Source organism: Blautia sp. DFI.1.216 (assembly GCF_020594215.1).
GTDB classification, from domain to species: Bacteria; Bacillota; Clostridia; order Lachnospirales; family Lachnospiraceae; genus Blautia_A; species Blautia_A wexlerae.
Genome location: NZ_JAJDML010000008.1, coordinates 90,304 through 110,564, shown reverse-complemented (window position 1 = coordinate 110,564; position 20,261 = coordinate 90,304). Strand labels below are relative to the sequence as shown.

Annotated in this window: 22 protein-coding genes and 3 pseudogenes; 24 read left to right on the top strand and 1 reads right to left on the bottom strand. The window is 40.7% G+C overall.

The annotated features are described in order from the left end of the window. The 6 genes and pseudogenes from LJE11_RS20255 to LJE11_RS05235 form a co-directional block, all read left to right on the top strand. A pseudogene (locus LJE11_RS20255) lies at nucleotides 1–111 on the top strand (GNAT family N-acetyltransferase); the annotation flags it as partial. 26 nt (nucleotides 112–137) lie between these two features. Further along, nucleotides 138–743 (top strand): DUF1349 domain-containing protein, encoded by a 606-nt coding sequence (locus tag LJE11_RS05250; protein ID WP_021650112.1) that lies wholly within the window; start codon nucleotides 138–140, stop codon nucleotides 741–743. 93 nt (nucleotides 744–836) lie between these two features. After that, on the top strand, nucleotides 837–1,028 hold the full coding sequence (locus LJE11_RS20040; RefSeq protein WP_270410938.1) for an alpha/beta fold hydrolase: 192 nt from the start codon (nucleotides 837–839) through the stop codon (nucleotides 1,026–1,028). A gap of 29 nt (nucleotides 1,029–1,057) precedes the next feature. Continuing rightward, nucleotides 1,058–1,579 (top strand): alpha/beta fold hydrolase, encoded by a 522-nt coding sequence (locus LJE11_RS05245; RefSeq protein WP_306505399.1) that lies wholly within the window; start codon nucleotides 1,058–1,060, stop codon nucleotides 1,577–1,579. Between the two features lie 47 nt (nucleotides 1,580–1,626). After that, a complete protein-coding gene (locus LJE11_RS05240; RefSeq protein ID WP_173702357.1) occupies nucleotides 1,627–2,151 on the top strand; it encodes a flavodoxin family protein in 525 nt (174 codons plus the stop codon). A 40-nt stretch (nucleotides 2,152–2,191) separates the two neighbouring features. Next, nucleotides 2,192–2,338 carry a hypothetical protein gene (locus LJE11_RS05235; RefSeq protein ID WP_008373708.1) on the top strand — a complete coding sequence of 49 codons (147 nt, stop codon included), beginning with the start codon at nucleotides 2,192–2,194 and terminating at the stop codon, nucleotides 2,336–2,338. A gap of 105 nt (nucleotides 2,339–2,443) precedes the next feature. Here the strand turns inward: LJE11_RS05235 and LJE11_RS05230 are convergent, their stop codons facing one another. Next, on the bottom strand, nucleotides 2,444–2,797 hold the full coding sequence (locus tag LJE11_RS05230; RefSeq protein ID WP_118613724.1) for a cupin domain-containing protein: 354 nt from the start codon (nucleotides 2,795–2,797) through the stop codon (nucleotides 2,444–2,446). A 140-nt stretch (nucleotides 2,798–2,937) separates the two neighbouring features. On the opposite strand from LJE11_RS05230, the gene LJE11_RS05225 reads away from it, so the two are divergent. From LJE11_RS05225 to dcm, 18 genes and pseudogenes are all read left to right on the top strand, one after another. Beyond that, complete coding sequence (locus tag LJE11_RS05225; RefSeq protein ID WP_020993870.1) at nucleotides 2,938–3,270, top strand: winged helix-turn-helix transcriptional regulator; 333 nt, start codon at nucleotides 2,938–2,940, stop codon at nucleotides 3,268–3,270. A gap of 325 nt (nucleotides 3,271–3,595) precedes the next feature. Then, nucleotides 3,596–3,835: a DUF6061 family protein gene (locus LJE11_RS05220; protein WP_020994096.1), complete on the top strand. Its 240-nt coding sequence runs from the start codon at nucleotides 3,596–3,598 to the stop codon at nucleotides 3,833–3,835. 227 nt (nucleotides 3,836–4,062) lie between these two features. Then, nucleotides 4,063–4,737: a response regulator transcription factor gene (locus LJE11_RS05215; RefSeq protein ID WP_008707461.1), complete on the top strand. Its 675-nt coding sequence runs from the start codon at nucleotides 4,063–4,065 to the stop codon at nucleotides 4,735–4,737. Nucleotides 4,738–4,741: 4 nt separating this feature from the next. Beyond that, nucleotides 4,742–5,647, top strand: coding sequence for a sensor histidine kinase (locus LJE11_RS05210; protein ID WP_055066700.1), 906 nt, complete (start codon nucleotides 4,742–4,744; stop codon nucleotides 5,645–5,647). Between the two features lie 73 nt (nucleotides 5,648–5,720). Further along, a pseudogene (locus LJE11_RS05205) lies at nucleotides 5,721–5,855 on the top strand (ABC transporter ATP-binding protein); the annotation flags it as partial. A 326-nt stretch (nucleotides 5,856–6,181) separates the two neighbouring features. Next, nucleotides 6,182–6,319, top strand: coding sequence for a hypothetical protein (locus LJE11_RS05200; protein WP_161276450.1), 138 nt, complete (start codon nucleotides 6,182–6,184; stop codon nucleotides 6,317–6,319). Nucleotides 6,320–6,323: 4 nt separating this feature from the next. Further along, nucleotides 6,324–7,439 (top strand): DUF6017 domain-containing protein, encoded by a 1,116-nt coding sequence (locus LJE11_RS05195; protein WP_227295608.1) that lies wholly within the window; start codon nucleotides 6,324–6,326, stop codon nucleotides 7,437–7,439. A gap of 33 nt (nucleotides 7,440–7,472) precedes the next feature. Further along, nucleotides 7,473–7,649 (top strand): annotated as a pseudogene (locus LJE11_RS20250) (helix-turn-helix transcriptional regulator); the annotation flags it as partial. Then, nucleotides 7,646–8,188: a hypothetical protein gene (locus LJE11_RS05185; RefSeq protein ID WP_025577432.1), complete on the top strand. Its 543-nt coding sequence runs from the start codon at nucleotides 7,646–7,648 to the stop codon at nucleotides 8,186–8,188. The pseudogene LJE11_RS20250 and the gene LJE11_RS05185, both read left to right, overlap by 4 nt. A 33-nt stretch (nucleotides 8,189–8,221) precedes the next feature. Beyond that, a complete protein-coding gene (locus tag LJE11_RS05180; RefSeq protein ID WP_025577434.1) occupies nucleotides 8,222–9,148 on the top strand; it encodes a ParM/StbA family protein in 927 nt (308 codons plus the stop codon). A 16-nt stretch (nucleotides 9,149–9,164) separates the two neighbouring features. Beyond that, nucleotides 9,165–9,581, top strand: coding sequence for a hypothetical protein (locus tag LJE11_RS05175; RefSeq protein ID WP_025577436.1), 417 nt, complete (start codon nucleotides 9,165–9,167; stop codon nucleotides 9,579–9,581). A gap of 13 nt (nucleotides 9,582–9,594) precedes the next feature. Then, the gene (locus tag LJE11_RS05170; RefSeq protein ID WP_155512673.1) at nucleotides 9,595–9,747 is read left to right on the top strand and encodes a hypothetical protein; all 153 of its coding nucleotides are present in this window, start codon (nucleotides 9,595–9,597) and stop codon (nucleotides 9,745–9,747) included. A 130-nt stretch (nucleotides 9,748–9,877) separates the two neighbouring features. After that, nucleotides 9,878–15,316 carry a SpaA isopeptide-forming pilin-related protein gene (locus tag LJE11_RS05165; RefSeq protein WP_172677213.1) on the top strand — a complete coding sequence of 1,813 codons (5,439 nt, stop codon included), beginning with the start codon at nucleotides 9,878–9,880 and terminating at the stop codon, nucleotides 15,314–15,316. Nucleotides 15,317–15,392: 76 nt separating this feature from the next. Further along, nucleotides 15,393–15,701 carry a hypothetical protein gene (locus tag LJE11_RS05160; RefSeq protein ID WP_070098922.1) on the top strand — a complete coding sequence of 103 codons (309 nt, stop codon included), beginning with the start codon at nucleotides 15,393–15,395 and terminating at the stop codon, nucleotides 15,699–15,701. Continuing rightward, nucleotides 15,698–16,822 carry a hypothetical protein gene (locus tag LJE11_RS05155; RefSeq protein WP_029676832.1) on the top strand — a complete coding sequence of 375 codons (1,125 nt, stop codon included), beginning with the start codon at nucleotides 15,698–15,700 and terminating at the stop codon, nucleotides 16,820–16,822. Before LJE11_RS05160 ends, LJE11_RS05155 begins: the two co-directional genes overlap by 4 nt. Next, complete coding sequence (locus LJE11_RS05150) at nucleotides 16,803–17,864, top strand: DUF3991 domain-containing protein (protein WP_025577440.1); 1,062 nt, start codon at nucleotides 16,803–16,805, stop codon at nucleotides 17,862–17,864. The genes LJE11_RS05155 and LJE11_RS05150 overlap by 20 nt, the downstream gene beginning before the upstream one ends. A 12-nt stretch (nucleotides 17,865–17,876) precedes the next feature. Further along, nucleotides 17,877–18,101, top strand: coding sequence for a hypothetical protein (locus tag LJE11_RS05145; protein ID WP_025577443.1), 225 nt, complete (start codon nucleotides 17,877–17,879; stop codon nucleotides 18,099–18,101). A 249-nt stretch (nucleotides 18,102–18,350) separates the two neighbouring features. Next, entirely contained in the window at nucleotides 18,351–19,874 is a 1,524-nt protein-coding gene (gene dcm, locus LJE11_RS05140; RefSeq protein WP_025577444.1) for a DNA (cytosine-5-)-methyltransferase, read from the top strand. Nucleotides 19,875–20,261 lie beyond the last annotated feature (387 nt).

The window sequence follows — 20,261 nt, the reverse complement described above, 5'->3', positions numbered from 1 at the left end:
AATGCCAGAGCAATTTCTTTTTACCAAAGAGAAGGGTTCATTATTCAATGTGAAGATTTGGATGAAGATACTGGTGAAAAAGAGTACACTATGCTATGGAAACGAAAATAGAAATCGGAAGTTGGAGGGATAATGAAATGAATATAAAAGATTTTAAGTGGACGAGAGAACCTGATGATTACACGCTGACAGATGACAAAATTGAGATTATTACACAGCCTGGAACTGATTTGTGGCAAAGAACTTACTATCATTTCCGCAATGATAATGCTCCGGTTTTGCAGATAGAAACAGAGGAAAAGTTTTTTTCATTTATGGTGAAAACAGATTTTAAGGAAAGCCATCATCGCTTTGATCAGTGCGGTGTGGTTATGTATCTTGACAGTGAGAATTGGTTGAAAGGTTCTATAGAATATGAGAATGACAATTTTCAGCACCTGGGAAGTGTTGTGACAAACAATGGATATTCAGATTGGGCAACTACGGAAATTGATGCAGAGATTAAATCTATGTGGTATCGTCTCAGTAGACGTGAAGATGATTATTGCATTGAATGTTCTGAGGATGGCATACGGTTTAAGCAAATGAGGATTTGTCATATGTGGGCTGGTGCAGGAAAAATCAAATTTGGAATTTATGCATGCAGTCCGGAAGATTCATCGTTTAAAGCGGTATTTACAGATATGAAATTGACGGAGTGTCAATGGAAAGCCCACGACGGTCAAAAACCGGATGAGATGTAGCAGAATGTATTTGATAAAAAAACCAATATGAAAATAGTTAAAGTTTTTCAGTTTGTGTAACTGAGAAAAATGAAAATTGCGGAGGTGGATTTGTTGAAGGAAAGTACATATCAAACTCCTTGCGGAACAATTCACTATTGGTCAAGTATTCTGAGTTTGGATACAACGACGCTTGTATTTCTTGCGGGGCTGACTGCTGACCATAGACTGTTTGATAAACAGGTTGCGTACTTCGATGGAAAATATAATATTATTGTATGGGATGCACCGGCTCATGCCTTTTAATCATAAAACCAATTATAATCGGTCAATCAATGGGAGGATATGTAGGCCAGGCTTATGCACAATTGTATCCTGACCGGCTGGCAGGTTTTATTTCCATTGATTCAGCACCGCTCCAGAGAAACTATGTGACAGCAGTGGAGATCTGGCTTCTGAAAAGAATGGAACCAGTATATGCACATTACCCATGGAAGTTGCTTTTGAAATCCGGAACAAAGGGAGTTGCAACTTCTAATTATGGCAGAAACCTGATGAAGGAAATGATGCTGGTCTATGATGGTGATCAGCATCGTTATGCACAAATTGCCGGGCATGGATTTCGTATTCTGGCAGAGGCAATGGAAAAGGATCTGCCTTATGAAATCAAATGTCCTTCCCTGTTGATATGTGGTACAAAGGATCATGCCGGTTCATGCATAAGGTATAACAGAGAATGGCATCGAAAAACGAAAATTCCTTTAAAGTGGATTGAAGGGGCCGGTCATAATTCTAATACAGATAAACCGGAGATGATCAATAGTTTACTAGAAGAGTTCTTCTCGAATATTTTATGACAGGCAACCTAAAGTTATTTGAATTGAAAAAGTTGGAGGATACACGCATGAAAATTGTAATCATTAATGGAAGTGCCAGAAAAGGAAACACGCTGACAGCAATCAATGCATTTATAAAAGGAGCGTCAAAAAAGAATGAAATTGAAATCATTGAACCCGACAAACTCAACATTGCACCATGCAAGGGATGTGGTGTCTGTCAATGCTCTAAGGGATGCGTCGATAAGGATGATACAAATCCTACAATTGATAAAATTGCTGCCACAGATATGATTCTTTTTGCTACGCCAGTTTATTGGTGGGGAATGTCAGCACAATTGAAATTAGTCATTGATAAGTGCTACTGCCGTGGATTGCAGTTAAAAAATAAAAAAGTGGGCACGATTGTTGTAGGTGGTTCTCCCGTAGACAGTATCCAGTATGAGCTGATTGATAAGCAGTTTGACTGTATGGCAAAATATCTTTCATGGGACATGCTTTTCAATAAATCATATTATGCAACAGCCAGAGATGAACTTGAAAAAAATAAGAATTCCATGAACGAACTTGAGGGAATCGGAAAAAATTTATAAAGTACACTCCAAATTCAAGTTTGTAACGAAGGTATTTGCGATGAAAGGAATTAAGATTGAGTTATTGGGGATTGCAATAATACCTTTAGGAATTGCTGTGACAACAAATAATTTTTGGGGATATGTCCTAGGTGTTCTTGGATTTGGCGTCGCTGTAGTTGGCTGTTTTCTAAAAGATAATCACTGATAACTTCTTGTTTGAAAAATTGAGAAAACGTAATATTGAACAAAAAGAAATGCACAGTTCTTAGCTTATCGTGAACTGTGCATTTTTGTAAATAAATACTTTTAATTAGCCGATTACGGCATCCTCTGCTGTAAAATGTTCCAGAGAGTTTTCTTTTACCTGAATGCAGATATAAGTAATTCCAGAAATATCGGATGCAAAAAACTGACGCTTTGCAGTAGGTGTGATTTTTAGCCAGTCTCCAGTTGAAAGGCTAATTTCTTCTTCATCAATTATGGCTTTGCCGTTACCTGAAAGAATTCCATAGATTTCTTCATTTTCTTTATGAGAATGAACAAATGGGACATTTGCTCCTGCAGGTAGTTCGTTTAAACTGATTTCTGCACCTGTTAAAGATAACTTTTCATGCAGCTCAATTCGGTTTTCCTTTCCAATAGTTGTTTTTGTGTAATTTGCCATAATAACCTCCATAGTTAATTTGTAGTTTCTGGTTGCTTGGTATTAGTATAGTGTGAGACACATACAAAAACAAGTACGCACCTTTTTGTAACTGTACACTCAAAAATGAATGTGTTACAATAGACTCGGAGGTGAGAATTATGCGAGCAAAAGAAGAATTACCGGAATGCCCAGTTGCAACAGCAGTATCTCTTATCGGAGGAAAATGGAAACTGCTGATTTTGCGTAACTTAAAAGAGCGTCCATGGAGATTCAATGAGCTACAACGAAGTATAGATGGTATTTCACAAAAGGTTTTGACAGATAGTTTAAGACAAATGATGAGTGATGGGCTGGCATATCGCCACGATTACCATGAGCAGCCACCGAAAGTTGAATACGGCTTAACGGAACTCGGAACAAAAATGCTTCCAATTGTTAATTCACTTGCTGACTTTGGTAACTACTATAAATCAATTATTGAACAGAATTAAGGACGTTAGTATTTGAAAAGCTTGAACAATTACAGTTGATATTTCACATATTTTAGGAAATTTAATAACTGTTATATTTGATTATCAAATTCTTCGCAAACCCTTGAAAATACTAAGTTTGTAGCAAGTGAACTTTCCCTTACTCTTTCCCTTGTGTTACATTCTCCCATTGGTTTTTATGAACCTTAATATGGGAAAAATTAAGGGAAAGAAAATTTCATAACACAATATAACATATAACAATAACGACATGGTGAACTGATTGAAATGTTTTCGATATTTAACTTTATAACTGATTATCAAAAGAAAATGGAGATAAGATACGATGAGAACAATTTATGCAGAATACAACATAAACCACGATAGTATTGATGTTTACACAAGTGCCGGATATATGCTTCGCATTGATTGCTGGGAAGCTGAAAAAAATTTAAAAACCACATATGGATCAGAATGTGCGCTTACTTCATTGGCTGTGGATGAGCCTTTGGAATATGCAAGATTATATCTTGATGGCAATTTACAGATGTGGGTGGATGCAGAAGATTCATTAGAACTTTATTAAGCAAGAAGTGAAATATTGTTGTAGATCTATCTCATTTCTTGAGGGTTCTTAAGATGCAAGATGATTGCTAATACGCATTTTACAATAGAGTTTAATTTTTAAAACTGTATGGTGGAAAGCAAGTCTGAAATGGCTTGCTTTTTGCTTTACAACGAGGGTGGTTACTGTATAATGAAATATGAAGTAAAAAGCAGTAATTTGATATGAAGCAATAAAGGAAATACATGATGGAAAAATATAAAATTCTAATAGTTGAAGATGATGTTGATTTGAGAGAGGGACTTTCCTTCTCCTTTTCTGGTGATGGATATGATGTGACAGAGACAGGGACAAAAAAGGATGGTTTACAAGAAATCGCAAACGGTGGTTATGATATTGTATTTTTGGATTGTAACCTGCCGGACGGAACGGGCTTTGAACTCTGTAAAGAAGTTCGTAGCTACAGCAATATCCCAATCATTATGCTGACTGCTCGTGATACAGAAATGGATGAGATAAAGGCTTTAGAATTAGGGGTAAATGATTACTTGTCAAAACCATTTTCTCTGGGTGTATTAAAAGCAAGAATGAAGCGGATACTTCAAGAAAAATCTGAAAGTACAAAGATTGTTACAGGTTCATTAAGCATAGACCAGAGTACTTGTAAAGTATATAAAAGAGGTTCAGAAATCTCTCTTAGCAAATTGGAATACCGTCTGTTGGTGTATTTGATTGAAAATAAGAATCATATCCTTTCTAAGGAGCAGATTTTAGAGAAGATATGGGATAGTGATGGAAAATATGTAGATAACAATACGGTGTCTGTGAATATCAGCAGGCTTCGTACAAAGATAGAGGATGATGTATCGAAACCAAAATGGATTCAAACAGTTCATGGAATCGGATATATCTGGAAGGAATAAAGAGATGTGGATTACGATACTTTTAGCAGTGCTTTTGTGTTTGTCGATTGGATATAGCATATATCAAAAAAGAAAAACATATCGCCTGATTGACCGTTTGCTGGACAGTGTGTTAAATCGGGAAATGATTGCAGCTTCTGATGTGGAAGAAGGAGAATATTCTGCCCTTGTCAGTAAAATCAAGCAGATACAGGAAGTGCTTGATAATCACGTGAATAGTGCCGAACAAGAAAAAGAGCAGGTGAAAAGTCTGGTATCTAATATGTCTCATCAATTAAAAACGCCCTTAGCGAATATTTCTCTCTATGCAGAAATCTTAAGTAAAGAGGAAATTACATCAGAACGGAAAACATTGTTTTCTGAAAAAATGCAACGACAGATTGACAAGCTGAGTTGGATTGTGGAGTCTTTATCGAAGATGGTAAAATTGGAGCAAAATATTGATGGCTTTGAAGGAAAAGCAATAGGGATCAAGCAGACGATTTTAGACGCAGTAGATACGCTTTATGAGAAACTGGAAAAAAAGGAAATCAACTTTACATTGGAACCATTTGAGGACAGATTACTGTATCATAATCGAAAATGGACAGCAGAAGTATTTGTAAATTTGTTGGAAAATGCTGTTAAGTACACCGATAGAGGAGGAACTATTTCCATTTGTGTAAAAAGTTATGATTTATACACAGAGATTCAGATTGCAGATAATGGGCGTGGTATCCGGCAGGAGGAAATGACCGATATATTCAAACGATTTTATAGAAGCCCAGAAGTTGAGAATATGGAAGGTTCTGGGATTGGTTTGTATCTTTCTAATCTGATTTTGGAAAAAGAAAAAGGATATATGACGGTAGATTCCGAGTATGGAAAGGGAAGCTGTTTTTCTGTGTTCTTACAAAACTGTAAGAACTAATCATCCGTTTGTAAAGAAATTGCAAGATACGGCAGTTATACTGGATGTATCAAGAAAAGAGGAGTGATGACGGATGAGTATTTTAGAATTACGAAATGTTGAGAAAATATATGGAGAAAAAGATAATCAGGTAAAGGCACTACGGAATATCAATCTAAAAGTAGAAGAAGGCGAGTTTGTTGCCATTGTAGGCACATCTGGTTCAGGTGGTCATGTTAAAATAAGACTAAGTTAGCAGATTCCTTATAAAATAAGGGCTCACGCCAATTTAGTCTTTTTTCTATTATACCATAAAGGGTAGAAAATTCATAGACCGGGAATGAATTTCTCATAGTAGAAATGAGAAGGCAGGGGCTCTTAAAGATAGAAACCTATTGCTACTGGTCCTGTCAAAATTATATCCATTCTCACAGGCGGTCAAGTTTGTGAAAAACCATTCGGTTGCAATACATTGTAAAAAAATATGTTAAGGACTAGGTTAGTTAAAAGATTCTGTTAGCTGGCTTGGTCCTTTTTTCTTGGGAGGACGGAGCGATGATAAAAGTGATTATGATTGTTGTAACAGCTATTTTCCTTAGTTCCTGGTATGCGTGCCTGGTGGCAGGCAAAAGAGCAGATGAAGAAATAAGTGCTTTGTTTGAAAAAGAAAAGAAGCAGGGAAGTGAGGAATAAACGAATGAATGGAGGTATCTATAGCACTGGAAATGAAATCGTAGATGAAAATGCAAAACTGAATATATCTGGAAATATCATTCCGCAGGTGTGGTATCGGACAATCATCAGAGAAAGTGGAAAGCCAAATCTAACAGCTATTATTATACTGGCAGATATTGTGTACTGGTATAAGCCTACAGAAATCAGAGATGAAGGAACCGGACAGGTTATTGGGGTAAGAAAGAAATTTAAGTCAGACCTTCTTCAGAGAAGTTACCAGCAGATCAGCGAACAGTTTGGGATTTCTAAAAAAGAAGCGACAAATGCAGTGGTATTTTTAGAGAAGCTGGGTGTGGTAAAACGGGTATTTAGAACCATTTCCATGAATGGGATTGTTGTAAATAATGTTCTGTATCTGGAATTGATCGTAGACCGGTTAAAAGAATTGACTTATCCAGAAGAAACAGGAGCAGATCCGGTTTCTTTTGAAAAAGGCAAAGGGAAATCCAAAGCAGAGAAAATCAGTTCCCATACAGCCATAGAGGAAGAGATACATTTTGTAGAAGAGAGGGCTGTCCCTTTCCAAAGGGAGAGGGTATCACCATTCAAAGAGGGAGCATACCTTGACAGGGAAACAGAGCTCTGGATACCCAAAGAGGGACCTCAGACTGATAGCGGGCATACAAATACAGAGATTACTACAAAGACTACAGCAGAAAGTACCCAAAAGAATACAACAGAAATAGGGAATGGGTATAGAGATAATCCTATCTTATCCTATCAGGCAGCAGAAGAACAGTTCAAAGATCAGATTGATTATGATGCGATATGGATAGACAGACCTTTTGACAGAAAACTGCTCAATGAGATTGTAGGGCTTGCAGTAGATGTTTTGACGTCCAATGCAAAGACCATAAGGGTAAATCAGGAAGAACGACCTCTTGGCATTGTACAGGGAATGTATAAAAAGCTGGATAAGTTTACCGTAGAGTATGTGATAGACTCAATTAAGCAGTGTACAAGGAAAGCTAATAATATCCGGGCAGTGCTGCTTACCGCTTTATACAATGCCACATTGACAGCAAACAGCTATATATCCAATCTGTTTGCTTATCAGGAAGCTATCCCTCAGACGTAAGGAGCGTGATAGAAAGTAACAAAATTAAGAAAATTCAGGACAGCTCATGGATATACACAGAGAGAACTTGCGGCTGTCTTGGGTATCAGTCTTCGGACGTATCAGAGGATTGAATACGGACAGCAAAAGCCAAATGTCTATGTAGTTGTCCTGCTTCAGCGGCTATTTCAAAAAGATATTAGTGAGATTATGGAGGAATATACAGAATGAGGGAAGAAAGGTTTCGTATTCAGTGCCCCAAACATTTTCTGGTTGGAGATTCAGAGCATTTTGAAAAATCTTCACAGGAAAAGGATTCGGATTTTGTAGTAGATTATGCTCCACCGGAAATATTTGAAGCCGGGATTGTTTTACAGGAGATGGGGACGGAAGGAGAGACCTATTGCACAATGTATGTCTATTTTGCCCCAGAGGAACACATGCCGGTTTATATGGACAGCATGAAATACGACTTACAAAAAGTATCCATTCGGAAAATCTTTGTTGATACCGAAGAATATCTCATAAAAGTAAATGAGAAGACAAAAAAGTTTTGTGCAGGTGAGGACGGTTGTTGGGGTTCCTATACAGAACTTTACCGGAGAGAGAACGGGGAACGTCAGACGGATGCAGTGATTGTTTTTCTGTGTATGCCAGATGAAATGAAGTTTCAGGAAATGGAAGCGGTGATGGGGGAACTGTTTGACAAACTTCCTGTGATAAACAAAGAAAAGAAAGAAGCAGGTCAAGAACCAAAGAGAACAAGATAAAATACAAACTATAACTTTCAGGAGGATAAGAACGTGGAAACTAAAATGATTATTGGAATTGATCATGGAAACCGTAACATGAAAACTGCAAATACTGTATTTTCAGCAGCAATCCAGCCTTTGCAGGCAAGGCCGGACAGCCTGGAACACATTCTGGAATACCAGAACCAGTTTTATTATGTGGGTGGGAAAGTACCGGAAAAGGAATGCGTAGATAAGACAGAGAATGAAAACTATTATCTTCTTACCCTTGCAGCACTGGCGCAGGAAATGCGCTGCCGGGGACTGACAGACGCTTCCGTAAAAATGGGAGCTGCCCTGCCACCCAGAAGATTTCAGCAGCAGAAAGAAAATTTTAAGAAATATCTGTTAAAGACAAAGGAACTGCATTTCCGCTATGAAGGAGTACATTATCATGTGTCTTTGGAAAATGTGTTTGTTTTTATGCAGGGGCATGTGGTGATCCATACGCTTTTAGAAGCGGTTCCCGGTTATTGCCTTTTAGTAGATATTGGTGGAGGGACTACCGACCTGGTAGAGTTTGTTGACGGAATGCCGGACGGGAAGTATTCGATTTCGGATAAGGCAGCTTTGTATTGTATCGGAAAAGTCAATGAGGAAGCCATTGCAAAAACAGGGGCAGGGGTACCGGCATACATTACAGAAGCATTTATGAGGACAGGAAGCTATGACTGCCCGAAGCAGTATCAGGAAGTGATTATAAACTGTTTGAAATCCTATGCAGAGGAAATTTATGGTATCATACAGGCAAATCATTATAATCTGGACCTGACCAAAATGGTATTCATGGGAGGTGGTTCTTCCATTGTGGAGCATTTTGGAGCTAATGAGGGAAAAGATGTACAGTTTGTGACGGATATACATGCCAATGCAAGGGGCTGTGAAGAAGCAGTGAAAAGTATTATCCGGGCAAAACAGAGGAAAATGCGGACGGCATGATAGGAAGTGAATGCTTATGGATACGGAAAAAGTATATACTACTTCACTGCGGCTGTATAAAAACAGGCCGGTACATCATCAGGCATACCGATATCTGAAGGAGTATAACAAAGATATTTTCAAGACGAAAGACGATTTCATAGCAGAAGCAATCGTTTATTTTGCAAAATACCTGCAGCAGGAAGAAGATGTACAGCAGATGAAACTATTAAATACCCTTCTGGAGAACCAGAAAGAACAATTTTGTAAAATCGTAAAAGAAGCGGTTTCAAAGGCACAGGAAGAAGCCTTTGAGAAGCGGGGTGTGCTGGAAAAGACCGTTCAGGGAGAACTTTCTGACGGTGGAACGATAGCAGAGAACAGGGAAAAGGAAGAAGCCTGTATGGAAAAAGATTTACGGTTTGCGGAATTTTATGGGGCATTTGAAGAATAAGGAGGAAAAAGATATGGCAGTAGGAAGAAGTGTATGGGAAGTTGTAAAAGGGATTTTCATTGCAGTGGGGAAACTGCTGTATCTGACAGGGAAACTGGTGATATGTTTGTTTCTGCTGGTTCTGCAGCTTGTTTTGGCAGTGTTCCATGCAGGAAGCAGGGAATAGAAAGGGGATTGACGGGTGCATTGGATACGGGACAGACCGTATACAAAAGATAGAAAAAAGAAGATAGAAAATGGAAAGCAGGCTTGTGTGGCCTGCTTTTTTTGACGAAAAAATGAAAAGGAGCAAAGCTATGATGAAAGGAAAAAAGAAAAGGCTGCTGGCTGGGACGCTGGCACTTCTTCTTAGTTGTTCTACGTTACTCAATACAGGGATCACCGCACTGGCTTCTGAACAGTCTGAGGAACATGCACAGATACAGGAAGTAAAACAGGAGGAGGCTGCTTCAGAAACATTACCGGAGTTGGAAGAGGTAAAGGAGCAACTAACAGAAGAAGAACTGGTGTATGCAGAGGATCTTACCATAAAAGCAGGAGAGTCCTTTGACCTGGAAACAGATTACAGGGGTTTTCAGAAAAATGATGAAAAAGTAAAGGTAACGTTTCTGAAAGCAGAAGGGGACTCCGGCAATTCTTTTGATTTCAATACCCCAGGTTCTTACCAGGCATTTTATCGTGTTGATCCGTTAAGCGGAAACCCTTCCTATCAGATTATGAGAAGAATTGTGGTAGAAGCAAGGGAAAACAGTACACAGGAACCCCAGGGAGAAGTAAGCCAGCATACCGAAGATGGCTCCGGTGAGGACGGTGAGGCGGACCCTGACCCGGAGATACCGGAGGTACTGACGGAAGAACCGGAAATGCCAGATGCAGGGGCAGAGTTGATTGATCTGACACCAAAAGAGGATAAGGGAATGTTCTTATCGGTTGTTCCGGCAGCAATGGAGCAGCAAAAAGGAAGCAATGTACATCTGGTACAGGGAGAGAAAATCCCATACCCTTCTAACGTGGGGAACTATTCTACTTCCTATTTCACCGTAAATGGCCATGTGGCATATTGTCTGGAGTCTATGAAGGCTTCCCCGCCGACCTCGGATTATGTAGCCAATGAATTTGAAAGCAACCCGGAATTACAGAAAGTCCTTTATTATGGATATGGCGGTCCCGGGGACATTACTGGGGAGTATATGCCCTCTTTTGACTGGAAGACAAAGTATATTTTTACGCATTTAGCTGCCGCTTATTCTTATTGTGGCATGGACGGTTTTTATGGCTGTACCTTTGAAGATATTAAGGCAAGCGGTGTGTGGGGATATATCCAGCATATTTACAGCCTGGAAGCACCTCCGACAGCAGCAATCACGTTGTCCCCAAAGGAAGCAAAGGGTTATGAAAGTGGAAAGGAACAGCGTACCGGAGAATTTACTTTAAAAGGTGACCATAGAAACTATATTACTTTAAAAATGCCAGAGAATGTGACTTATCACAGTGGAAGTACAAAACAGACAGGAACCGTAAAGATCAATGGAAATACCACATTCTATTTCAGTGCTCCCAAAACTGTAACTGGTACATGGAACAGTGGTAAGCTGAAAGGACAAATGGGAACTCAGTGGAAGACCTTAGTATTGTCTACGGGTTCTGGTTCTCAGGATATTGGGTATGGGGCATTTTTTGAAGAAGAAAGTGCTTCTGTGGAATTTACGGTGAAGTGGCTAGACCTGGCAAGGGTAAAGGTAACAAAAAAAGATAAGAACAGTAAAGTAAATCTGTCCGGCGCTGTTTTTGGTATTTATTCAGACAGTGCATGTAAAAACCTTCTTGTACAGATGCCGGCCACAGACAGCAATGGTACTTCTGAGGTGGAACTTCCGAAAACCCAGGATACGGTATATTTAAAAGAAATTTCTGTTCCAGAAGGATATAAGCTGAATACAGAGTCTTTTAACGTGAAGCTGGAAACAGGAAAAACAACTTCTGTTGCAGTGACGAATGAGGAACAGAAAGGAAAAATCACAATCCGTAAAAAAGGTGAGGTTCTGACCGGAGTAACCGGAGAAGAGGGAAACCTGACTTTTGTATATGGAAATGCGGACTTTGCAGGGGCAGAATATAACATTTATGCGGCAGAGGATATTTACAGCCAGGATAAAGTGACGAAGGTGCATAAAGCAGGGGATCTGGTAGAAAGTCTGACAACAGGGGAAGATGGAAGCGCTGTTTCCAAAGAATTGTATCTTGGAAAATATAAGGTTGTAGAACAGAAAGCACCGGAAAATCTGGTGATTGGGAAAACAGAACAGGAACGTACCCAGTTTGTAACCTTGTCCTATGCAGGACAGAATGTAGAGCTATCCCAGGGGGAAACCGTTTTTACCAATGCAAGACCGGAGATTTCCGTAAATGTAGTGAAAAAATCGAAACATGATGATGTTACCCTGGAAGGTGCGACGTTTGGCTTGTATGTAGAAGAAGACCTGACAGCAGCAGACGGAAAGGTCCTTGTAGAAAAAGGAAGCCTGGTGGAACGTGCTGTTTCCGACAGGGAAGGAATGGCTGTGTTCCATGCAGATATTCCTTTGAATTTCCATTACAGTGTAAAGGAAATCCAGGCACCGGATAAGTACTATATGACAGATGAGGTGTATCGTTTCTTCTATGAATATAAAGACGACAGCACCTACACATATACTTTTTCCCATGATTTTAAAAATGAGGAAGTACGGGGAGAAGTTCATGTAAGTAAGATTGACCAGGATTCCCAGGGATTTATTTCCCAGGGTGACGCAACCTTAGTAGGGGCAAAATACGGATTATATGCTGCACAAGATATTGAACACCCAAATAAGAAAGATGGGATTGTCCATAAAAAAGGGGAACTTGTAGCGCAGGGTACGATTTCCAGTGAAGGAACCGTAGATTTCAAAAACCTGTATCTTGGAAATTATTTCGTAAAAGAAATAGAGCCGGCAGAAGGGTATCTGTTAGATGAAACAGAGTATCCCGTAGAGGTTTCGTATGAGGGACAGGAAGTACAGATTGTACACCGGGAGGTGACTGTAAAGGAAACTGTAAAGAAACAGGCCTTTCAGCTTATCAAGATCTCAGAAGACGGGGAGCAGACAGAAACAGAACTGGTAGAAGGAGCTGGATTTAAGGTATTCCTCATCAGTGAGCTGTCTGGTGTAAAAGACGGAAGTTTGAAGCCGGGAAATGGTTCTTATTATACCCCGGAAGATTTTATCACCTATGATTACAGCAAAGACGAAACAGCTTCTTATTGGGAGAATGGTAAAAAGATTACGGTACCAGAGCTGTTTACGGATAAGAAAGGATATTTAAAGAGTCCAGAACTTCCTTATGGAACCTATGTGGTGTTTGAGTCTACGGTTCCGGAAAATTTAAAAGGGATTCGTCCATTTATTGTACAGATTTCGGAAGACAGCCGGGAACCCCAGGTATGGCGTGTGTTTGATGACCGTCCTTTGCAGTATTACTTCAAGATTGTGAAAAAAGATGCCCAGACGCAGAAGCCGGTGCTGGATAACAGTGCAGCTTATAAGATTTATGATGTGGAAGCAGAAAAATATGTGGAAATGATCGTAAGATATCCAAAAAAAGAAGTGGTATCTGTGTTCAGGACCAACGAAGAGGGATACCTGATTACACCGGAGCAGTTAAAATGTGGCACTTACCGGATTGAAGAAGTGGAAGCACCGGAAAATTATGTACAGGTAGGATTTGAAAATGTCCTCTTAAAAGACGGGAAGGAAGTTCCGCTGAATGAAGTTGCAGACGGGGGAGCTTACCAGGAGGCAAAGAAAGCGCCGATCACCATTACCGTAGATTCTGATACCGTACACCAGGTAGAGGAGGAAACTGGTAAATTTATTGTTGTCATTGAACAGTATAATGATGAAGCAGTAGGAAGTCTTACAATCCATAAAAAAGGAGAAAAACTTTCTGGTGCTTCTAAAGTAGAAGAAAAGTTCCTGACAAAGATGAAAAACGGTGTAGCAGGTTTCGTAAATCAGGTAAGCAGTTTCTTCACTGGGGAAGAGGTCATGGAAAAAGAGAAAGGTTATGAATTTGACTATGAAGAGGGAAATATGGAAGGTGCAGAATTTGCCATTCATGCAAAGGAAACCATTTATACCCCGGACGGACAGAAAGACGAAGCAGGAAACCGCATTGTAAAATATGAAAAAGATGCCCTGGTAGCTCGTATGGTGACAGATAAAGAAGGAAAGGCAGTCCTGAATAATCTTCCTATCGGAAAATACTATGTAGTGGAAGAAAAAGCAGGTCAGAACTGCGTGCTTGACTCGGAAGCAAAAGAATTTGAAATTGCATATAAGGGACAGGAAGTAGCAGTGGATTATGTAACAATGGAACTTACCAATCAGCGACAGAAAGTTTCCCTGAGTCTTCTGAAGAAAGACGCAGAAACCGGAAAACCGCTGGAAGGAGTGGTATTCGGGCTGTATGCGCAGGAGGATATCAAAAATGCTGCCGGGGAAGTAGTTGTAGAAAAAGATGCCCTGATTGAACTGGGAACAACAGATGAAGAGGGCAAGCTGGTATTTCAGGCAGATCTTCCTCATGGAAAATACTATATTCAGGAAGTAGAGCATAAGCCGGGATACCTGCCAAATGATGAGGTGTATTCCTTTGATGCGTCTTATACAGACCAGACCCTTGAACTGCTCGCTTTTTCAGAAGAAATTTCTAATCAGCCTACCATTACGGAATTTACAAAAGTAGATTTAACCGGTGGACAGGAAATTGAAGGTGCAAAAATGCAGATTTTAGATCAGGACGGAAAGGTGGTAGAAGAGTGGGTATCTAAGAAAGAACCCCATGTAGTCTATGCACTGGAACCAGGAGAATATGTACTGCATGAAGAGCAAGCGCCTACGGAACAGGGATATGTCCGGGCAGAAGATGTGAAATTTGTTGTGGAAGAAACAGGGGACATACAAAAAGTGAAAATGGAGGACGACCATACCAAAGTTTCAATTTCCAAAACAGATATTACAGATGGAAAAGAAATTGAGGGAGCGAAGCTGCAGATTCTGGATCAGGACGGGGAAGTGGTAGAGTCCTGGACCACAGGAGAGGAACACCTGATTGAGTACCTTCCGATAGGTACTTATACTCTGCATGAAGAAGCGGCAGTTGACGGATATATTGTGGCCAATGACGTGGAGTTTACAGTAGAAGAAACGGGAGAAATCCAGAAAGTAAAGATGGAAGATGAGCGTGCTATGGGACAACTGGTTATCGTAAAAACGGATGCAGACAGCAAAGCGGCTCTGGAAGGAGTAGAATTTGTTCTGCTGGAAAAGGAAACCGGAAAAGAAGTAGGACGTTTGAAGACTGGAAAAGATGGAAAAGCAGTTTCAGAACTACTTCCAATTGGAACTTATGAAAATGGTGTTTTCAAAGAACCGATCACCTATGTGCTGAAAGAAACTGCCACCTTAAAGGGATATGAGAAGACGGAAGAAGAGTGGGAAATCGTATTTACCTATCAGAATGATAAAACACCAGTCATTGAAGTGGTAAAAGAGATCCAGAATAAAAAAATACCAGAAACACCAGGTACCGTAAAACCAGGACCAAAAACGGGTGATGATACAAACTGGTTCCTGCCTTTGCTGGCTCTTGGTGTAAGTGCAGGTATGGTAGCAGGCCTACTTTATTACAGAAAAAGACATAAAAAGGCATAGAAAATAAAAATCAGTTTTTAAACTTGGGAAAGGGCGGCTGCGGCTGTCCTTTCTTTGGCAATATGAGGTGAGAAGCATGGAAGAGAAAAAAAGAATACGGTTTATTGACAGCCATTATCATACCCTGTTCAGCATAGCAGACGGGGACTCCATAGAGATTGTATATCCAGATGGAAAAAGGGAAGAACGGGTTTGTACCTATATTGATGAATACCACACACAGGTAGGGGCAAGGGTGTTCCATATTTGTGAATTTGCAGAAATCATGGAAGCAAATGGAAAATCATATTGCCCGGCAGAATGCAAGGAAAAGGAAGAAAGAAAAGAGGCAGTCAAAGGGGAGAAGAAAACCGGAACTATCCGTATGGAAAGGAGCAGGCGTTGAGGATAGGGATTATAGATGCAGATCTTTTATACCGGAAAAGACACCGGTTTCCTAACTTGGCATGTATGAAACTTTCCGCTTATTGGAAGGAGCAGGGATTTGAAACAGAGCTTCTTTTGGATTACAGCCAGGCAGGGGAATATGACCGGCTCTATGTATCAAAAGTGTTTACGGATACCTTTGTGCCGGAACATATTTTGACGAGGGAAACAACCGTTTATGGAGGGACTGGATTTTTTTACGATAAAGCACCGGTACTTCCAGAAGCGATTGAACACCATACACCGGACTATCATTTGTATGACCAGATGGTAAAAGAACATAGCGAAGGAGAGAAAAAGAAGAAAGAGTTCCAATTTTATACGGAGTATTCCATTGGTTTCCTCACCAGGGGGTGTTTTCGGAAGTGCAGTTTCTGTGTAAACAAAAACAGCACCGGTGCAGCACCAGCAAGCCCATTGGAAGAATTTTATGACCCGTCCAGAAAGAAGTTATGCTTTTTGGACGATAACTTTTTTGCCTGTGCAGGGTGGGAAAAAATCTTTTCCAGTGTCCTGGAAACAGGCAGGCGGTTTCAATTCCGGCAGGGGCTGGATCTGAGGATTATGCAGAAAAGGCAGATGGAACTTCTGGCATCTGGAAAATTGGATAATGGTATGATTTTTGCCTTTGACCATATCAAAGATCAGGAACTTATTGTAAGAAAATTGGAACTTTTGCGGGAAGTGATCCCAGTTTCTTACCAGAAAATTAAGCTGTATGTACTGTGCGGTTATGACTGGGAAGGGACCTGGAAAGCAGATTTTTGGGCAAAGGATATTCGGGACGTTTTCATACGGATTGAGATTTTGATGCGGTATAAGTGCCTGGCTTATCTGATGCGCTATGCAGCATGGGAACAGGCACCGGAGGTTTATAAGGGAATGTATATCAACCTAAGTCGTTGGTGTAACCAGCCGGCCCAGTATTCGAAAAAGAGCCTACGGGAATTTTGTACCGGACAGGGAGAGTATAGTTCCTGTTTCCGCTACCTGACTGCTTTTGAAGCTCTGCACCCGGAAATGGCACATTATCTGGATATGAAATATGAAGAGGTGCAGTATGGGAAAATTTACGGCTGAAGAAATTCAGATTGCAAAGGCAGTGGATTTAGTGGATTTGGCGGAGCAGATAGGGATTCCATTGAAAAGGAAAGGCAGGTTCTATCAGGCAGTGGGTATGGACTCTGTGATGATCTTCAACCGGTCTTCCTGGTGCCGGTTTAGCCAAGGGGTAGGTGGCAGCACCATTGACTTTCTGGAATATTTCAGAAACATGGATTTTGTGGAGGCAGTCAAATATCTGCTGGAGTTTGCCGGATATATCCGTACTGAAACCATGCAAAAATTTCAACCGGAAAGACAGACTGAAAAAATAGAAGAAACAAAACAGAGAAAAGACATACCGAAAGAACCTTTTGTACTTCCTTCAAAATCAGAAACCAGCCGCCGGTTATATGGCTATCTGATAAAACAGCGGAAGCTGTCAAAGCAGATGATTGATTTTTGGGTAAAAAAGGGGATTTTGTATGAGAGCGGAACGTACCATAACCTGGTTTTTGTGGGAAAAGATACGGAAGGTATCCCACGTTTTGCCAGCCAGAGGGGAACCCTGGATAAATATGGAAAACCCTTTAAAGGAGATGTTACGGGGAATGACAAAACTTATGGGGTTAATCTGGTAGACCAAAACAGTGATACGCTCTATGTATATGAGGCGGCCATTGATGCCATGTCCGATATGGAACTGCGGGAAGACTATCAGAACAATATCCTGGTACTTGGAATGCTTTCCGATGGTCCTTTGGAAAAGTTCTTAAAAGATTATCCTCATATCAGGAAGATACAGTTCTGTTTGGATAATGACCTGCCGGGAAGACAAGCGGCAAAAAAATTGGCAAGAAAATATACCCTTATGGAGTATGAGGTTTTTGTACGTCTTCCACCTATGGGAAAAGACTATAATGCTTTTTTGCAGTATAAAAAGGAAAACCAAGAGCTTTCCAGCCTGGTAGAAAAGGAAAGGCCGCTTCTTACTGAAACAAAAGGGACAAACATACAAAAGATAGAAAAAATGGTAGGACACAGGAACATAGTACCATACCAGATAGCACAGGCAAGATAGGAGGGTATTCTTTTGGAAAATAGCTATGATGAGGAATGTTTCAAAAAATGGGAGATCGACGAATGCGAAGCGGAGATGGAAAAAGTAGTGCAGTGGATAGGAAAGAGGAAACTGCATGGACGTGTACGGGTTGCGTTTATCGAAGAGAGCTATGAGCGGCAGGGATACCGCATGGGGATACCCAAGCAGGCGTATGTGTCCAGGGTGCTGGCAAACATCAGGAAAGAAGAGCGGTGAGAAAGAAATAACCAATCCGAAAGTGGGGGTGTTAGGAAAGGAGGTGGTGCAGACCAACAGAATTTTTGACAGAAGGATAAACTCTGGATACGGGAAGGGGTGATTCTATGATTGTAAGGTAATGCCAGATGGATATTTCGTTTGTAGCTGTGGATTTCTCATGAAGACTATAAAAAATTTAGGAGACAGGAGGAAATAAGTGAGTAATCCTAGGTAAAATGTGTAGCTACACCTCATGAAATATGAGGAATGAAATATAGTTTGGTGAATTTTTGTGAGTTTGATAAATATGCAGCAAAGAGTTATTGTGCGATTCATGGTACAAGTGAAACATTGAATCTGGGAGATATTACAAAAGTGGACGAAAGGGAGATTGAACCGTTTAACATGATTTGTGGCGGAAGCCCCTGTCAGGATTTTTCCCTGGCAGGCAAGCAGGCAGGCGCAGTTTGGAAATGCCGAAGCTGCGGGTATGAGTATAACCCTCTGCAGGTACATTATTCCAAAAGGGACGCCTGCGGCATGTGTGGTTCCCATGATATTGATAAAACACGTTCTTCCCTTCTGGTGGAGTGGCTCCGTATGATACGGGGTGTCAAACCAATATGGGGAATTTATGAAAATGTAAAAAATATTGTAGGAAAAAAATTCCGGGATACCACATTCCGGTTGTTTGAAGAAGAACTGCATGAATACGGATACCACACCTATTGGAGTGTTCTTAATGCAAAGCATTACGGAATACCCCAGAACAGGGAACGGGTATATCTGATTTTGATACAGAAGGAAATGGATAATGGAACATTCCAGTTTCCAGAACCGCTGGAGTCCTTCCAGTGCCTTATGGATATTCTGGAGGATACGGTAGAGGAAAGATACTACTTATCCCAGGAAAAAGTACGCCGCTTGATTGAAGATATGGAAGAGAGAAAAGCGCTTTTGTTTGAGCCGGACGAAAAAAGCCTGAAGGCTTTTCGGGAAAACCGGGTAAAACGGGCCGGAAATATCAAAGGGGTGTTTGAACAGACTGGACGGGTTTATCTGCCAGACGGGTGCTGCCCTACGGTAACTGCCTGTGGTGGTGGCGGACATCAGCCCAAAATTCTTCAAGTGGGAGATATTCATACCGGCTATGGTTCAAGCGGGGTTATTTATTCCCCTTTAGGAAGCAGCGGTGCGGTTTTAGCAGGGCATGACCAGCCAAAGATTGTAGAAAAATGTCCAGGAGCAATCCGGGGCAGGTATGACCCGGAAGGCCGGATTGTGCAGACTTTGGAACTGGGAGAAAAAGAAGTCTGCCATACCCTTACTTCTGTACAAAAAGATAATATCATTCTGGTACGTCAAAAGACACAGAAAGGTTATGAGGAATGTTTGGAAAATGGTGTTGTAAATCTTAGTTATCCGTCTGTGGAAAAACGGGGAAGGGTACAGGAGCATGGGGAACTCTGCCCTACGCTTACGACATCAAATGGGATACACCGTTTAGAGTCTTTGATCCGTATCCGGAGGCTGACACCTTTAGAATGCTTCCGGCTTATGGGCTTTTCCGATGCGGATTTTTGGAAAGCAAAAGAAGCAGGCATAAGCAACAGCCAGCTTTACAAACAGGCAGGAAATTCCATTGTTGTTGATGTGCTGTACTATATTTTTCTGGAACTATACAAAGCCATGCCATATCTGTTTGAGGATATTCGGCTTTCTTCCTTTTTCAGTGGGATTGGAGCTTTTGAAAAGGCATTGGAGCGTTTGGAAGAACAGGTAAACCAATAATTTCATAAGAGAAACCCAAAGCGGCAAATGGTCCATAGAGAGTCTTCCCATACTTGTTGGAAAGAGAGAAATTGCGGAAGAAGAAGCAGCCAGCAGGGAGTCTGTGCAAAAGCGTTGATAGCAGAATGGAAGAACTGCTGCCACATCAGACACAGGAGGCTGGCAGATTTGCTAACAGAACTGGGGTTTTGTTAGCAGAAATAGAAGTAGGAAGTGGAAAAACCGATAGCAGATGTTTGGAACTGCTATCGGTTTTTCCCTATATGGAACGCAGGTCTGCTATCAGTATCTGCGTTTTGCTATCTATTTTATCCGGGGTATTAGGGGGTGCCCCCTAACAAGATGGGATTTTGTACGGTAAAATCCGTATCTTGCAGAGGACTGGCA

Excerpts from the sequence above, each read along its gene's own strand:
- LJE11_RS05215 (WP_008707461.1), top strand. The coding sequence starts at position 4,063 with ATGGAAAAATATAAAATTCTAATAGTTGAAGATGATGTTGATTTGAGA.
- LJE11_RS05250 (WP_021650112.1), top strand. The coding sequence starts at position 138 with ATGAATATAAAAGATTTTAAGTGGACGAGAGAACCTGATGATTACACG.
- dcm (WP_025577444.1), top strand. The coding sequence starts at position 18,351 with ATGAAATATAGTTTGGTGAATTTTTGTGAGTTTGATAAATATGCAGCA.
- LJE11_RS05195 (WP_227295608.1), top strand. The coding sequence starts at position 6,324 with ATGAATGGAGGTATCTATAGCACTGGAAATGAAATCGTAGATGAAAAT.
- LJE11_RS05210 (WP_055066700.1), top strand. The coding sequence starts at position 4,742 with ATGTGGATTACGATACTTTTAGCAGTGCTTTTGTGTTTGTCGATTGGA.
- LJE11_RS05240 (WP_173702357.1), top strand. The coding sequence starts at position 1,627 with ATGAAAATTGTAATCATTAATGGAAGTGCCAGAAAAGGAAACACGCTG.
- LJE11_RS05225 (WP_020993870.1), top strand. The coding sequence starts at position 2,938 with ATGCGAGCAAAAGAAGAATTACCGGAATGCCCAGTTGCAACAGCAGTA.
- LJE11_RS05230 (WP_118613724.1), bottom strand. The coding sequence starts at position 2,797 with ATGGCAAATTACACAAAAACAACTATTGGAAAGGAAAACCGAATTGAG.
- LJE11_RS05170 (WP_155512673.1), top strand. The coding sequence starts at position 9,595 with ATGGCAGTAGGAAGAAGTGTATGGGAAGTTGTAAAAGGGATTTTCATT.
- LJE11_RS05235 (WP_008373708.1), top strand. The coding sequence starts at position 2,192 with ATGAAAGGAATTAAGATTGAGTTATTGGGGATTGCAATAATACCTTTA.
- LJE11_RS05165 (WP_172677213.1), top strand. The coding sequence starts at position 9,878 with ATGATGAAAGGAAAAAAGAAAAGGCTGCTGGCTGGGACGCTGGCACTT.
- LJE11_RS05185 (WP_025577432.1), top strand. The coding sequence starts at position 7,646 with ATGAGGGAAGAAAGGTTTCGTATTCAGTGCCCCAAACATTTTCTGGTT.
- LJE11_RS05200 (WP_161276450.1), top strand. The coding sequence starts at position 6,182 with ATGATAAAAGTGATTATGATTGTTGTAACAGCTATTTTCCTTAGTTCC.
- LJE11_RS05220 (WP_020994096.1), top strand. The coding sequence starts at position 3,596 with ATGAGAACAATTTATGCAGAATACAACATAAACCACGATAGTATTGAT.
- LJE11_RS05245 (WP_306505399.1), top strand. The coding sequence starts at position 1,058 with ATGGGAGGATATGTAGGCCAGGCTTATGCACAATTGTATCCTGACCGG.
- LJE11_RS05175 (WP_025577436.1), top strand. The coding sequence starts at position 9,165 with ATGGATACGGAAAAAGTATATACTACTTCACTGCGGCTGTATAAAAAC.
- LJE11_RS05150 (WP_025577440.1), top strand. The coding sequence starts at position 16,803 with ATGGGAAAATTTACGGCTGAAGAAATTCAGATTGCAAAGGCAGTGGAT.
- LJE11_RS05160 (WP_070098922.1), top strand. The coding sequence starts at position 15,393 with ATGGAAGAGAAAAAAAGAATACGGTTTATTGACAGCCATTATCATACC.